The organism is Cupriavidus sp. PB-02 (assembly GCF_058252315.1).
Genome location: NZ_CM177694.1, coordinates 535,444 through 549,365, shown reverse-complemented (window position 1 = coordinate 549,365; position 13,922 = coordinate 535,444). Strand labels below are relative to the sequence as shown.

Genomic DNA, 13,922 nt, shown 5'->3' with positions numbered 1-13,922 from the left:
TGACACCATGCATGCCCTGACCCGGGCCACGCTGGCCGTGGCCACCCTGACCCTCGGCGCCTGCGTCGTAATGCCCTCGGGCCCCAGCGTGATGGCGCTACCGGGCACCGGCAAGAGCTTCGACCAGTTTCGCGCCGACGACTACAACTGCCGCCAGTTCGCGCTTGGCCAGGTGGGCGGCGTCTCGTCGTCGCAGGCCGCCAACAATGCGGCTGTCGGCAGCGCCGTGGTCGGCACCGCGCTGGGTGCGGCGGCCGGCGCGGCCTTCGATGGCGGATCGGGTGCGGCGGTGGGCGCGGGCCTGGGCCTGCTGACCGGCGCCGCGTTCGGGGCCGGCAATGCGCAGTACGCAGGCTACGGCACGCAACGGCAATACGATGCCGCCTACGTGCAGTGCATGTATGCCAGCGGCAACCGCGTGCCGGTAGGCGGGCGGGTGGCCGCGGCGCCGGCTCCGGCGCCGCGTTACTACTACGCGCCCCCGCCGCCGGCCTACTACGCCCCGTACTACTAGTCCCGGCGGCTCCATTCCGACAGCCGGCGCGAGCGGTCGCTGACCCACGCGCAGAACGCCTGCGGGCGCTGCTCCGGCTTCACTTCGCGGCACGCCTGCGCGATCGCCGCGTACTGCGCCACTTCATCGCCGAGGTAGTACCAGCGCAGCCGCTCCATCCACAGGCGGCCCTGCGCGGGATCGCCGGTTAGGGCCAGCAGCCATGCGGTGCGCGCGATCATGGTCGGTGTTGGCAGTAGGTGCACTGCGGCGATATGCGCGGGCAGCAGCTCTGCGGCATTGTCCGGCGTGATCACTGCCAGCCCCGCGGCATCGGCCTGCGCATGCTGGCGGAACCAGAAGCGCGGCATCGGCAATGCGTTGCGGCTCTGGGCGGTGGCGTATTCGCGCGCCTCGGCACGGCGATAGTCCTGCCACATCGTCGCCAGCACCGCTACGGAAACCACGGCGAGCGCGATGGCCAGGCCTTTCGCCACTGAGGCCGGCATGCGCCAGTGACCGAAGCCCGCCGGCTCGAGCCAGCCGAGCAGGAAGCAGAACGGCAGGAAGAAATACAGGTAATGCAGCGGGTATTCGAGCATCGAATGCGCGCACAGCATCGCCAGCCAGGCGAGCATCAGCACGATCTGGCGGCGATCATCGGCATCCGCTTTCGAGAGCCCCCCCCGCACCACGCGCCACAGCCACGCGCCAAGAATGACCGCGACGCCGACCGTACCGGCAATGCCGGTCTTGGCCAGCAGGTCGAGCACGGCGTTGTGGGCATGCAGGGACATCTCGACCTTTACACCAACCTGCGGCAGCTGCTGGAACTGTGACCAGCCGAACTCGCCCCAGCCGACGCCGAACCATGGGTGTGCGCGGAACATGGCTACGGCATGCGCCCACAACGCGCTGCGTGCGGACATCTGGTCCTGGGCTTCGAGCTGCGCGATGGTGTCGAACAGGCGCCAGTCGAAAGCCTGCCCCGCTATGCGAATTGCAGGCTGCAGGATCAGCAGCATCGCCACCATTCCGATCGCGGCCACCACCAATCCCGAAGTCCGCCGCATCGGATCGGCCTCGCGCGGCGTGCCGCGTGCCAGCCGGGCAGCGACCAGCGCGTAGCCCGCTGCAAGGCCGACGTGCAGCACGCCGGTGCGCGAGCCCGACAGCACGATGCCGCTCTCCAGCAACGCTACCGCGGCCAACCACATCGGAAAGCGCAGCTTTCCGCGCGAGGCCAGCCATACCGAGGCGGCCAGCGCGAGCCCGTGCACCGTTGCCTGGTGGTTGGGCTGGTTAAGGTTGCCCCACAGGCGGCGGTTGTCGTCGTAGAAGTAGGTGGAGACGAGGCCGAATGCCCGCGGCTCCAGGTGGAAGAGCTGCACCCATTGGGTGATGGTGCCAAGCAGGCCGGCAATGAGGAAGGCAATGGCGAACGCGTCGCCAACGTCCTGTGTGCTGCCTGCCGGCGTGCGGCGGTACCACCATGCGGCGCATGTCACTGCGGCCCCGAGGATCAGCGTGAGGATCGTGATCGTGCGACTGCCGGTGATGTCAGCGTGGCCGAGGGCGCTGAGTATCTGGCTGACGATGACCAGCCAGAGGAATAGCAGCGAGACCCACGGTAGGGACGCGGAAGGCTCCGAAGTCGATGCGGCGGGCCTGCGGAGCGCTTGAACGGCGACGGCGGCGATGGCACACAGCGCGGCAGCCCATTCACCATAGAACGTTGCGAGCGGCAGTGTGTGCCGTGAAACCAGCAGCGGGACAAGGATTGCTGCAATGAGGGCGGCCGACGGGAGGCGGGTCCTGGACGGCTGCATTGATGCGCCTGTTTAGGGGAAAAGGCGCATGATAGCTTGGGGTAGAGGTAAAGAAAAAGCGCCCGCAGGCGCTTTTTCTCTTGATCTAAGGACGATTAGGTGCGGCAGCTTACCGGGGCTACGTTGCCCGGGAGGGTTGCGACGCCAGCCGGGCCCGGAGTCGGCAGAGTTGAAGCTGCCTTGGCTGCCGAGAAGCACTCCCAATCCACCGAACCACCAGCCGGCGGAGTACCAGCAACCAATGCTGCGGCGCCAGAGGACGGTACAAGAACGAGGGTGCCACCGCCTGCACGAGCAGCGTAAGTGATAGTGATCTGACCATTCGCAGCCACTGCAATACCGGTAACGTTCTGGGTTGGGCTAGGGGCGACCCAGCCATTGGCAAGTGCAACGCCGTTGGCTGCGTTTTCGGTGACGGACGTTTTCGCCGCATCGGCTAGCGACAAACCTTCTGTGACGCGAGCACGAATCACGTAGTCCTGATAGGCAGGAATCGCGATCGCCGCCAAAATACCAATGATCGCCACCACGATCATCAGTTCGATCAGCGTAAAGCCCTTCTGGACTCGACGGCCCAGCTTCTTCAGTTGTTGTACCCGTTGCATGATTTGACCCCTCGAAGAGATTTTGGTTAAGCGTTGCACGTCTTCGGTTGCGTGACGCGGGAACCATTGAGCAGTAAGTGTGCCAGCCGCATCCCCCGTCCGTAAGACGTAAAAAGAGACAAAATTCGTCACCTAACAGGGGGTTGCCAGCCGCAAGCGCCAAAATTTGTCACCAGCACCGCTTAGCACCCGGCAAAGCGACAAAATGTGCGATCACTCACATGAGTTAGTTGTCCACCCCACCGACAGGGGCCTCGCCAACCGCAAACAAAAAGGGCGGCCAGCAGGCCGCCCTTCTCGCCTCGGTGAGGAGCTCGTCAGGCCGCCTGTGCCGACCGGCGGCTCAGCAGCTTGCCCATGATCACCACCAGAATCGCGCCCGCAGCGCCAAATACCAGGTGGGCATGCGGCACGTGGACCTCGAACCAGGCCGCGTCAACCGGATCGCTGACCAGCATCTCACCCGCCAGGTAGCCCAGGAGCGCGGCGCCCAGCACGATGATGACCGGAAAACGTTCCATCACCTTCAGCAGCAGCGTGCTGCCGAACACGATCAGCGGAATCGACAGGCCCAGGCCGATGATCAGCAGCATCAGCTGGCTGCCCTCGGGGCCCTTCTGCGCGGCGGCGGCCACGGCGACCACGTTGTCCAGCGACATCACCAGGTCGGCGATCAGGATGGTGCGGATGGCGGCCCAGATATCGTCCTTGCCGTCGTGGCCTTCCTCGTCGTCATCGCCGGTCAGCAGTTGCACGCCGATGTAGACCAGCAGCACTGCGCCCACGATCTTCAGGTAGGGCAGGCTCAGCAGCTTGACCGCGGCCACGGTCAGCACCACGCGCATGATGATGGCGGCGGCGCTGCCCCAGAAGATGGCTTTCTTCTGCTGGGCGGGCGGCAGGTTGCGCGAGGCGAGCGCGATCACCACCGCGTTGTCGCCGGACAGGACGATGTTGGTCAGGATGATCGATCCCAACGCAATCCAGAATGTGGTGGAAGACAGCAGTTCCACGGCAGGGCTCCTCGAATTTTATAGGTGGCACACCCGTCATCTGACGGGGTTTCGGATGTCTCAAAACACGGACATGACTGTTTACCGCACGAACCTTTCGATTAGATTTCAATTCTGTAATGTTTCGTGCCGGAAGCCACGCTGAAACGTCCGCCAGAAAGACAAAGCCCCCGCGCGGGCAGGGGCTTTGCCTGGTTCGTCATTCCAGCGCTCGCTGGAATGGCGAGGTACGACTTACAGCATCGCCTTCAGCAGGCGGCCCATCTCCGACGGGTTCTTGGTCACCTTGATACCGCAGGCTTCCATGATTTCCAGCTTGGCCTGGGCGGTATCGGCACCGCCCGAGATCAGCGCGCCGGCGTGGCCCATGCGCTTGCCCGGAGGCGCGGTCACGCCAGCGATGAAGCCGACCACCGGCTTCTTCATGTTGTCCTTGATCCAGTTGGCCGCGTTGGCTTCGTCCGGACCGCCGATCTCACCGATCATGACCACGGCGTCCGTTTCCGGATCGTCGTTGAACATCTTCATCACGTCGATGTGCTTCAGGCCGTTGATGGGGTCGCCACCGATGCCGACAGCCGACGACTGGCCCAGGCCCAGCGCGGTCAGCTGGCCCACGGCTTCGTACGTCAGCGTGCCCGAGCGCGACACCACGCCGATGCGGCCCTTGCGGTGGATGTGACCCGGCATGATGCCGATCTTGATTTCGTCCGGCGTGATCAGGCCCGGGCAGTTCGGTCCCAGCAGCAGGGTCTTCTTCTTCTCGCGGCGCATGCGGTCCTTGACTTCCATCATGTCGCGCACGGGGATGCCTTCGGTAATGCAGACCACCAGGTCCAGGTCGGCGTCAACGGCTTCCCAGATCGCGGCGGCGGCGCCTGCGGGCGGCACGTAGATGACCGACACGGTGGCGCCGGTCTGGGCCTTGGCGTCCTTGACGCTGGCGTAGATGGGAATGCCTTCGAAGTCTTCGCCGGCCTTCTTCGGGTTCACGCCTGCGACGAAGCAGTTCTTGCCGTTGGCATAGTCGCGGCAGCCACGGGTGTGGAACTGGCCGGTCTTGCCGGTGATGCCCTGGGTGATGACCTTGGTGTCTTTGTTGATCAGAATCGACATGCTGTAATCCTTTGCTTGGCTACGAGCGGCGCGCGCAAGGGCTCAAGGGAGCGCCTGCGCACCGCTCGCGTTCGCGTATGGTTGCGTTCGTGCGACGGCTTACTTGCCAGCGGCAGCGGCCACCACCTTCTGGGCGGCTTCTTCCATCGTGTCGGCCGAGATGATGGGCAGGCCCGAGTCGGCCAGCATCTTCTTGCCGAGGTCTTCGTTGGTGCCCTTCATGCGCACGACCAGCGGCACCGTCAGGTGCACGGCCTTGGACGCGGAGATCACGCCTTCGGCGATCACGTCGCAACGCATGATGCCGCCGAAGATGTTGACCAGGATGGCCTGCACGTTCGGGTTGCTCAGCATCAGCTTGAAGGCTTCGGTCACCTTCTCGGTGGTGGCACCGCCGCCCACGTCGAGGAAGTTGGCCGGCTCGCCGCCGAACAGCTTGATGGTGTCCATGGTGGCCATGGCCAGGCCGGCGCCGTTCACCAGGCAGCCGATGTTGCCGTCCAGCGAGATGTAGGCCAGGTCGAACTTCGAGGCTTCGATTTCGTTGGCGTCTTCTTCATCCAGGTCGCGGTAGGCGACGATTTCCGGGTGACGGAACAGCGCGTTCGAGTCGAAGTTGAACTTGGCGTCCAGGGCGATGACCTTGCCGTCGCCGGTCAGGATCAGCGGGTTGATTTCGGCCAGCGAAGCGTCGGTTTCATAGAACGCCTTGTACAGGCCTTGCAGGGCCTGGCGGGCTTGCGCCACGCTCGCGTCGGGCACGCCGATTTTGCGGGCGATGTCGTCGGCTTCAGCGTCGGTCAGGCCAACCGACGGCTCGATGATCAGGGTGTGGATCTTTTCCGGGGTGTGGGCAGCGACTTCTTCGATGTCCATGCCGCCTTCGCTCGAGGCCATCAGCGCGACCTTCTGCGAAACACGGTCCACCACCAGCGAAACGTACAGTTCCTTCTTGATGTCGGCGCCTTCTTCGATCAGCAGGCGGTTGACCTTCTTGCCTTCCGGGCCGGTCTGGTGCGTGACCAGTTGCATGCCCAGGATGTTCGAAGCGTAGGTCTTGACGTCGTCGATGCTCTTGGCAACCTTGACACCGCCGCCCTTGCCGCGGCCACCCGCATGAATCTGAGCCTTGACAACCCACACCGGGCCGCCGAGCTGTTCTGCGGCCTTCAGGGCCTCGTCAACCGAGAACGCGGGGATGCCGCGCGGAACCGGCACATTGTATTTGCGCAGGATTTCCTTGCCTTGATACTCATGGATATTCATGCGTGTTTCCTTTCGGGTAGGCGTAAAAGGTAGAAGGGAAGAATCTGAAAAAGGAGACGAAATCTCTCGTCTGGCTGGCCGATCCTGAGAATCAGCCGGAGGTGCCGGTTGGCCGGTCGGCCGGGACAGCGTCATTGCCGTGATTGCCGCGGTCGCCATTGGCCGCGGTCTGCGCCTGAGGCGCGGTTGCGACGGCAGGTGCTGCCTCGGCCCGTGCCTTGGGCGTCGGCTGGTGACCATACCAGCGCGGGTAAAACTCTCGTACCACCTCGCCATCGAAACGCAGGGCGTGGCAGCCGTTCAACTGATAGGGCGGCTCCGGATTCGGATCGTCCTCGCCGTTGTCGCGGATACTGATGACTTCACCGGCAAAGGCCTGGATCGCCGTGCTGGGCAGCACGCCGGCGGCCTCGGTCAGGTGCGAGCAGCCGTTGATGCCGCCCAGGCGCTCGCGCACCGCCTTGCGGAAGCCCTTGCGCAGGTTCAGGCCGATCAGCTTGCGGTAGGCCGGGCCGATGGTGTCGCACTGCGACGGGTACGGCACCCAGTCGGAGCAGGCCTCGGCATCCAGCACCGTCATTGCCTCGTCGATCGTGATGCGCAGCCACAGGTCGTGCAGGGGCTGGCCCAGCGGGCGGATGCGGTCGCCGGCAAGTTCGATGTCGCGGGGCTTGGTGTCGGTCAGGCGCACCTCGATATCCCACAGGCCGTCCTCCCTCTGGTACGCATCGGCCGTGATGGCACGGCGGTGGCGCGGGGAGCGGTTGACGGGCTGGGACAGAGGCATGGCCAGGCTGGAATAACGGAAACGCTGGGGGCTCGGGAACGGCGGTGCCGGAGCACCGAATAACCTGGGGAGTTTAACATGCCGCGCCGCGTTGCCCGGGAACATCCTTGTGCGGCGACTGTCGCGCCGCATTGTCGGCCGACCACGGGCCGCGCGCCATTGCGCGAGGTATTTCCGCAACGCACCAGCCGTAACGGGGATTTACGTGGTGTCGCGCACGACAGCGGCGTGGCTGCGGAGCCACGACTAATGGCGCAATGCAGCGAAAACACCCTTCCGCCCGTGCAGGTAATCGGGCAGAAAAATGAGAGGCTTTGAGCACCGACGTATCAAGTCTCGTCCCCATACTCTTCGTCCGCCCCCTGGATAATCTTGCCGACCACGGAACGCGAAAACCCTCGCGCCACCATGAAGCGGACCTGCTTGGCCCGCTCCTCGGGCGTGGCCGGCGGCGAGCCGAAGCGCTTGCGCCAGACCTCGCGCGCGCGCTCGGCCTCGGTGGCGCGCAGCCGGTCCTGCAGTTCGCCCAGCTCTTCGCTGCCCAGCTTGTGGGTCTTGGCTTCCTGCATGACCCGGGCGGTGCCATAGCGGGCGCCGCGGCGGTGCACCAGGCTGTCGGCAAAGCGCTGGTTGGACAGCCAGTTCTCGCGCTCGAGCGCGTCCAGCAACTGCTCGAGCTGCTCGGGCGACTCGGCATGCGGCGCCAACTTGCGTGCCAGCTCGGTACGGCTGTGCTCGCGGCGCGACAGGTAGCCGACGGCGCGGGCCTTGAGGGAAAGCGGGGGACGGGTTGCCATCGAGGGGTCAGGGCATTGGCATGGGCTGGCACTGCGTCATGCAGCCAAAGCAAAAAGGCCGGCGCATCGGCGATGCTCCGGCCTTCCGGCTGCTGCAGCGGCCGCTGGCGGGGGTCAGCCTTCCACCACTTCCGCCGCGACGGGGTTCATCGCCACCACGCCCAGCGCCGCGCGCACCTTGTTCTCGATCTCGTCGGCAATGTCCGGGTTCTCGCGCAGGTATTCGCGCGCGTTGTCCTTGCCCTGGCCGATCTTGTCGCCGTTGTAGCTGTACCAGGCGCCGGACTTCTCGACGATCTTGGCGTCCACGCCCAGGTCGATGATCTCGCCCTGCCGCGAAATGCCCTGGCCATAGAGGATGTCGAAGAAGGCTTCGCGGAACGGCGGCGACACCTTGTTCTTGACCACCTTGACCTTGGTCTCGTTGCCGATCACGTCGTCGCCCTTCTTGATCGAGCCGATGCGGCGGATATCCAGGCGCACCGAGGCGTAGAACTTGAGCGCGTTGCCGCCGGTAGTGGTTTCCGGCGAGCCGAACATCACGCCGATCTTCATGCGGATCTGGTTGATGAAGATCACCAGGCAGTTGGTGCGCTTGATGGTGCCGGTCAGCTTGCGCAGCGCCTGGCTCATCAGGCGGGCCTGCAGGCCGGGCAGCGAATCGCCCATTTCGCCTTCGATTTCGGCCTTGGGCACCAGCGCGGCCACCGAATCGATCACAATCAGGTCGATCGAGCCCGAGCGCACCAGCGCGTCGGTGATTTCCAGCGCCTGCTCGCCGGTGTCCGGCTGCGAGATCAGCAGGTCGCCGACGTTGACGCCCAGCTTGTTGGCGTAGCTGACGTCCAGCGCGTGCTCGGCGTCGATAAAGGCGCAGGTGCCGCCCAGCTTCTGCATCTCGGCCACGACCTGCAGCGTCAGCGTGGTCTTGCCCGACGATTCCGGACCATAGATCTCGACCACGCGGCCGCGCGGCAGGCCGCCGACGCCCAGCGCGATGTCCAGGCCGAGCGAGCCGGTGGATACCACCTGGATGTCCTTCTCGACCTCGCCGTCGCCCAGGCGCATGATCGAGCCCTTGCCGAACTGCTTCTCGATCTGGGAGAGCGCGGCGGCAAGCGCCTTCTGCTTCTCGGCGCTCACGCCGGCACCTGCCTTCTTGTCGTCCATGGTCGTCCTTGAATCAATGGTGTATAAATAGGCCGCATGTGGCGCGGTACCGGCATTTTCCGGGGTCAGCGCCCCGGCCCGGCTATCTGCGCGGCCACGCTGCAGGCATGCAAATTATGACGCGCCCGGCAGCCCGTGCGGAATTGCGGGTACTGTATAAAAAAACAGTATGCTTGGCAAGCCCCATCGCGCCCGGTTCATCCGATTCCCGGCGCCGGCTCTGCCGGCCAGGTGGAGACAAACCATGCGCATTCTGATCGCCGAAGATGACGACGTGCTGGCCGATGGCCTGACGCGCTCGTTACGCCACTCGGGTTATGCCGTCGACTACGTCGCCAATGGCCTCGAAGCCGATTCGGCGCTGTCGACCCAGACCTTCGACCTGCTGATCCTGGACCTGGGCCTGCCGCGCATGTCCGGGCTGGAGGTGCTCAAGCGCCTGCGCGCGCGCGGCGCGATGCTGCCGGTGCTGATCCTGACCGCCGCCGACAGCGTCGACGAGCGCGTCAAGGGCCTGGACCTGGGCGCCGACGACTACATGGCCAAGCCCTTCGCGCTGTCCGAGTTGGAGGCGCGCGTGCGCGCGCTGGTGCGGCGCGGTGCCGGCGGCGGCGCCACGCTGATGCGCCACGGGCCGCTGTCCTACGACCAGGTCGGGCGCATCGCCTACCTGAACGACCAGATGCTGGACCTGTCCGCGCGCGAGACCGGCCTGCTGGAAATCCTGCTGACCCGCAGCGGCCGGCTGGTATCCAAGGAGCAGCTGGTGGACCACCTGTGCGAGTGGGGCGAGGAAGTCAGCAACAACGCGATCGAGGTCTACGTGCACCGGCTGCGCAAGAAAATCGAGGTGGGCGGCATCCGCATCGCCACGGTGCGCGGGCTGGGCTACTGCCTGGAGAAATTCCAGCCGGCCGTCGCTGCCCAACACTGACAAACCCCGTCCGCCGATTTCATTTCTCCGCAGGCGAACCCGCGACCGGACCTGAGGCCACACCGTCGAGATGAGCCTGCTGCGACTGCCCTGGCGGCGCCCGCACCGCGCGGCGCCACCCCCCTCCCCCACCGCGGCGCCCGACGCCGAGGCCGCCGACCAGGAACTGGCCGAGGCGCTGCCGCACCTGGAAGAAAGCACCGCGCATCCGGCGCCGCGCTCGCTCTTCGGCGAGATCCTCGACTGGATGCTGGCGCCGCTGTTGCTGCTCTGGCCAATGAGCATCGCGGTGACCTACCTGGTGGCCAAGTCGATCGCCAACGGCCCCTTCGACCGCGCGCTGGAGGCCAGCGCCATCGTGCTGTCGCAGCAGGTGCGCGAGGTGAACGGCCGCGTCACGCTGCAGCTGCCACTGTCGGCGCGCGAGATCCTGCGCGCCGACGAGACCGACAACATCTACTACCAGGTGGTGGGCAAGCGCGGCGAGTACATCGCCGGCGACCACGACCTGCCGCTGCCGTCCGAGGAAGACCAGGGCCATGCGGGCCTGGTGTCCCTGCGGGATGACCGCGTGGCGGGCAACGACGTGCGCGTGGCCTATACCTATATCGACCTCAAGCACGTCAGCGGCACGCAGCCGGTGCTGGTACAGGTGGCCGAGACCCTGGACAAGCGCGCGCGGCTGGCCAACGAAATCATCAAGGGCGTGATCCTGCCGCAGTTCGTGATCCTGCCGCTGGCGGTGGTGCTGGTGTGGTTCGGGCTGTCGCGCGGCCTCGCGCCGCTCACTGCGATCCAGCAGCGCATCCGCACGCGCAACCCGGGCGACACCAGCCCCATCGACGAACGCGCCGCGCCGCAGGAGATCACGCCGCTGGTGGGCTCGTTCAACGAGTTGCTGGCGCGACTGGACCAGTCGGTGCAGACGCAAAAGCGATTTATCGCCGATGCCGCGCACCAGATGAAGACCCCGCTCGCGGGGCTGCGCATGCAGGCCGAGCTGGCCCAGCGCGAGCAGTCGCCGGAAGAGCTGCGGCGCTCGCTGGCGCAGATCGCCGGCAGCTCGGAGCGCACCGCGCACCTGGTCACGCAACTGCTGTCGCTGGCGCGCATGGAGAACCTGGCCGGCTCCGGCGGCATGGCGGCGCTGGACCTGTCGGCGCTGGCGCGCGAGGTGGTCAAGGACTGGCTGCCGCAGGCCTGGGCGCGCGAGATCGACCTGGGGCTCGATGCGAGCGACCATCCGGTGATGGTGCAGGGCAACCGGCTGATGCTGACCGAAATGCTGAACAACCTGCTCGACAATGCCATCCGCTACACGCCGCGCGGCGGCCATGCCACCGTGCGTGTCAGCGCCGATGCATTCGAGCCCTTCGCCTACCTGGACGTGGAAGACACCGGGCCGGGCATCCCGCCGGCCGAGCGCGAACGCGTGATGGAGCGTTTCTACCGCGTGCTCGGCACCAATACCGAAGGCAGCGGCCTGGGCCTGGCCATCGTGCGCGAGATCGTGCAGCAGCACGGCGGCGATGTGCAGATTTCCGACCACGTCTACCAACAATCGCCGCGGCTTGCGGGCGCGCATTTCCGCGTGACGCTGCGCCGTCCCACCGAGCCGCCAGCAGAATGAGCCAGGTCCCCTATCGTCCCGATGCCCGCCAGCGCCAGGCCTGGCATCGCAACCTGCGCTGGATCGCCGGGCTGCTGTGCGTCTGGTTCGTGGTCACCTTCGTGGTGGCATGGTTCGCGCGCGAGCTGCGCTTCGACTTCTTCGGCTGGCCGTTCTCGTTCTGGGTCGGCGCCCAGGGCGCGCTGGTGGTGTACGTGCTGATGGCCGCGCTCTATGCCTGGCGCATGAACCGCGCCGACGACGAAGCTGACAGGGCGACCGACAGCGAGGCCGTGCCCGCCCCCCTCCCTTCGCAGGGTGCTTCGCGCGGCGCAGGCATCGATGCTGCATAGCCGCACGCCGGTAAATCGCGCACCGAAGCCATCGCACGGCTGAAAGCGAGTGCGTCGCAGCATGCTAGGCACCGCGCACCGCTAGCGTATACCCCGATTATTTCGGCCTTTTTGCGCGCGAATCTGTCAGAACTCAGTAAGTTTCGCCTCCCACAATCCACTGCAACTCAGGCTCCCCGGCCAGCGGCACGGGCCTTTCCCGCGTCGCCGCGCCTTGCCCGAGATTCATTCCAGACGGAGGAGACAAGATGGCAAACGTGCAGAACGTCGCGGTGCCCGGAGGGGGCGCGCAGAACGCACCGATGACCCACGAAGAGCGCAAGGTGATCCTTGCCTCTTCGCTGGGCACGGTGTTCGAGTGGTACGACTTTTATCTCTACGGCTCGCTGGCGGCGATCATCGCCAAGCAGTTCTTCGCCGGACTGGATCCGACCTCGGCCTTCATCTTCGCGCTGCTCGCGTTTGCCGCCGGCTTTATCGTGCGGCCGTTCGGCGCACTGGTGTTCGGCCGCCTGGGCGACATGATCGGGCGCAAGTACACCTTCCTGGTAACGATCCTGATCATGGGCGTGTCGACGTTCATCGTCGGCCTGCTGCCGGGCTATGCCACGATCGGCTGGGCGGCTCCGATCATCCTGATCGCCCTGCGCATGCTGCAGGGCCTGGCGCTTGGCGGCGAGTATGGCGGTGCCGCCACCTACGTGGCCGAGCACGCGCCGCACGGCAAGCGCGGCTCCTATACCGCGTGGATCCAGACCACCGCCACGCTGGGGCTGTTCCTGTCGCTGATCGTGATCCTGCTGTGCCGCGAGCTGACCGGCCCGAACTTCGAAGTCTGGGGCTGGCGCATCCCGTTCCTGCTGTCGATCCTGCTGCTCGGCGTATCGGTGTACATCCGCCTGTCGATGAATGAATCGCCGGCGTTCCAGCGCATGAAGGCAGAGGGCAAGACCTCCAAGGCCCCGCTGACCGAGTCCTTCGCGCAGTGGCGTAACCTGAAGATCGTGATCCTGGCCCTGCTCGGCCTGACCGCCGGCCAGGCCGTGGTCTGGTACACCGGCCAGTTCTACGCGCTGTTCTTCCTGACCCAGGTACTCAAGGTCGATGCCAAGACGGCCAACCTGCTGATTGCCGGCGCACTGGTGATCGGCACGCCGTTCTTCATCTTCTTCGGGGCGCTGTCCGACAAGATCGGCCGCAAGTGGATCATCATGGCAGGCTGCGCGCTGGCCGTGCTGACCTACTTCCCGCTGTTCAAGGCGCTGACCCACTACGCCAACCCGGCGCTAGAGCGCGCCCAGCAGAGCGCCCAGATCGTGGTGACCGCGGATCCGAAGCAGTGCTCGTTCCAGGGCAGCCCGATCGCCCGCGAGATCGACTTCCGCAGCTCGTGCGATATCGCCAAGCGCACCCTGGCCCAGTCTTCGGCCAGCTATGAAGTGGTGGAAGCCCCGGCCGGCACGGTGGCAACGGTCAAGATCGGCGACAAGGAGATCAAGGCCTTCGACGCCAAGCTTGCCAACGGCCACAGCTTCGACGATGCCAGCAAGACCCAGATCGCGGCGTTCAAGAAGGAAGTGAGCGGCGCCATGTCCGCCGCCGGCTACCCGGCCAAGGCCGACCCGGCGCAGATGAACACGATCATGGTGCTGGTGATCCTGGTCATCCTGGTGATCTACGTCACGATGGTGTACGGCCCGATCGCCGCCATGCTGGTTGAGCTGTTCCCGACCCGCATCCGCTACACCTCGATGTCGCTGCCGTATCACATCGGCAACGGCTGGTTCGGCGGCCTGCTGCCCACCATCTCGTTCGCGCTGGTGGCCCAGAACGGCAACATCTACTACGGCCTCTGGTACCCGATCATCATCGCGGCCATCACCTTCGTGATCGGCGCGCTGTTCGTCCGTGAGACCAAGGACGTGAACATCTACGCCAACGACTGACGCC

General features: G+C 65.7%; 13 protein-coding genes. 5 read left to right on the top strand and 8 right to left on the bottom strand.

Annotated features, from left to right (window positions below):
• Nucleotides 1-7 precede the first annotated feature (7 nt).
• A complete protein-coding gene (locus AC10V3_RS02685; protein ID WP_022533635.1) occupies nt 8-514 on the top strand; it encodes a glycine zipper family protein in 507 nt (168 codons plus the stop codon).
• Here AC10V3_RS02685 and AC10V3_RS02680 read toward each other — a convergent pair.
• The 8 genes from AC10V3_RS02680 to recA form a co-directional block, all read right to left on the bottom strand.
• Nucleotides 511-2,322, bottom strand: a complete 1,812-nt coding sequence (locus AC10V3_RS02680) for a Wzy polymerase domain-containing protein (protein WP_490923074.1) — start codon at nt 2,320-2,322, stop codon at nt 511-513. The two genes, AC10V3_RS02685 and AC10V3_RS02680, sit on opposite strands and share 4 nt — an antisense overlap.
• A gap of 95 nt (nt 2,323-2,417) precedes the next feature.
• A complete protein-coding gene (locus tag AC10V3_RS02675) occupies nt 2,418-2,927 on the bottom strand; it encodes a pilin (protein ID WP_490923073.1) in 510 nt (169 codons plus the stop codon).
• 317 nt (nt 2,928-3,244) lie between these two features.
• Complete coding sequence (locus AC10V3_RS02670; protein ID WP_022533632.1) at nt 3,245-3,940, bottom strand: TerC family protein; 696 nt, start codon at nt 3,938-3,940, stop codon at nt 3,245-3,247.
• A gap of 234 nt (nt 3,941-4,174) precedes the next feature.
• A complete protein-coding gene (gene sucD / locus AC10V3_RS02665; RefSeq protein ID WP_022533631.1) occupies nt 4,175-5,056 on the bottom strand; it encodes a succinate--CoA ligase subunit alpha in 882 nt (293 codons plus the stop codon).
• A 99-nt stretch (nt 5,057-5,155) separates the two neighbouring features.
• Nucleotides 5,156-6,322 (bottom strand): ADP-forming succinate--CoA ligase subunit beta, encoded by a 1,167-nt coding sequence (gene sucC, locus AC10V3_RS02660; protein ID WP_022533630.1) that lies wholly within the window; start codon nt 6,320-6,322, stop codon nt 5,156-5,158.
• Nucleotides 6,323-6,413: 91 nt separating this feature from the next.
• Nucleotides 6,414-7,109: a DUF2889 domain-containing protein gene (locus AC10V3_RS02655; RefSeq protein ID WP_022533629.1), complete on the bottom strand. Its 696-nt coding sequence runs from the start codon at nt 7,107-7,109 to the stop codon at nt 6,414-6,416.
• 329 nt (nt 7,110-7,438) lie between these two features.
• Nucleotides 7,439-7,906, bottom strand: a complete 468-nt coding sequence (gene recX / locus AC10V3_RS02650; protein WP_454751575.1) for a recombination regulator RecX — start codon at nt 7,904-7,906, stop codon at nt 7,439-7,441.
• A 114-nt stretch (nt 7,907-8,020) separates the two neighbouring features.
• Nucleotides 8,021-9,076, bottom strand: coding sequence for a recombinase RecA (gene recA / locus AC10V3_RS02645; protein ID WP_022533627.1), 1,056 nt, complete (start codon nt 9,074-9,076; stop codon nt 8,021-8,023).
• A gap of 244 nt (nt 9,077-9,320) precedes the next feature.
• Between recA and AC10V3_RS02640 the strand changes: the two genes are divergently transcribed.
• The 4 genes from AC10V3_RS02640 to AC10V3_RS02625 all read left to right on the top strand — a co-directional run bounded on the left by AC10V3_RS02640 (nt 9,321) and on the right by AC10V3_RS02625 (nt 13,918).
• On the top strand, nt 9,321-10,010 hold the full coding sequence (locus AC10V3_RS02640) for a response regulator (RefSeq protein WP_349605546.1): 690 nt from the start codon (nt 9,321-9,323) through the stop codon (nt 10,008-10,010).
• Nucleotides 10,011-10,080: 70 nt separating this feature from the next.
• Nucleotides 10,081-11,640, top strand: coding sequence for a sensor histidine kinase (locus AC10V3_RS02635; protein ID WP_022533625.1), 1,560 nt, complete (start codon nt 10,081-10,083; stop codon nt 11,638-11,640).
• The gene (locus AC10V3_RS02630) at nt 11,637-11,972 is read left to right on the top strand and encodes a DUF4212 domain-containing protein (protein WP_022533624.1); all 336 of its coding nucleotides are present in this window, start codon (nt 11,637-11,639) and stop codon (nt 11,970-11,972) included. The genes AC10V3_RS02635 and AC10V3_RS02630 overlap by 4 nt, the downstream gene beginning before the upstream one ends.
• A 248-nt stretch (nt 11,973-12,220) precedes the next feature.
• Nucleotides 12,221-13,918 (top strand): MFS transporter, encoded by a 1,698-nt coding sequence (locus AC10V3_RS02625; RefSeq protein WP_454751574.1) that lies wholly within the window; start codon nt 12,221-12,223, stop codon nt 13,916-13,918.
• Nucleotides 13,919-13,922: the final 4 nt, after the last annotated feature.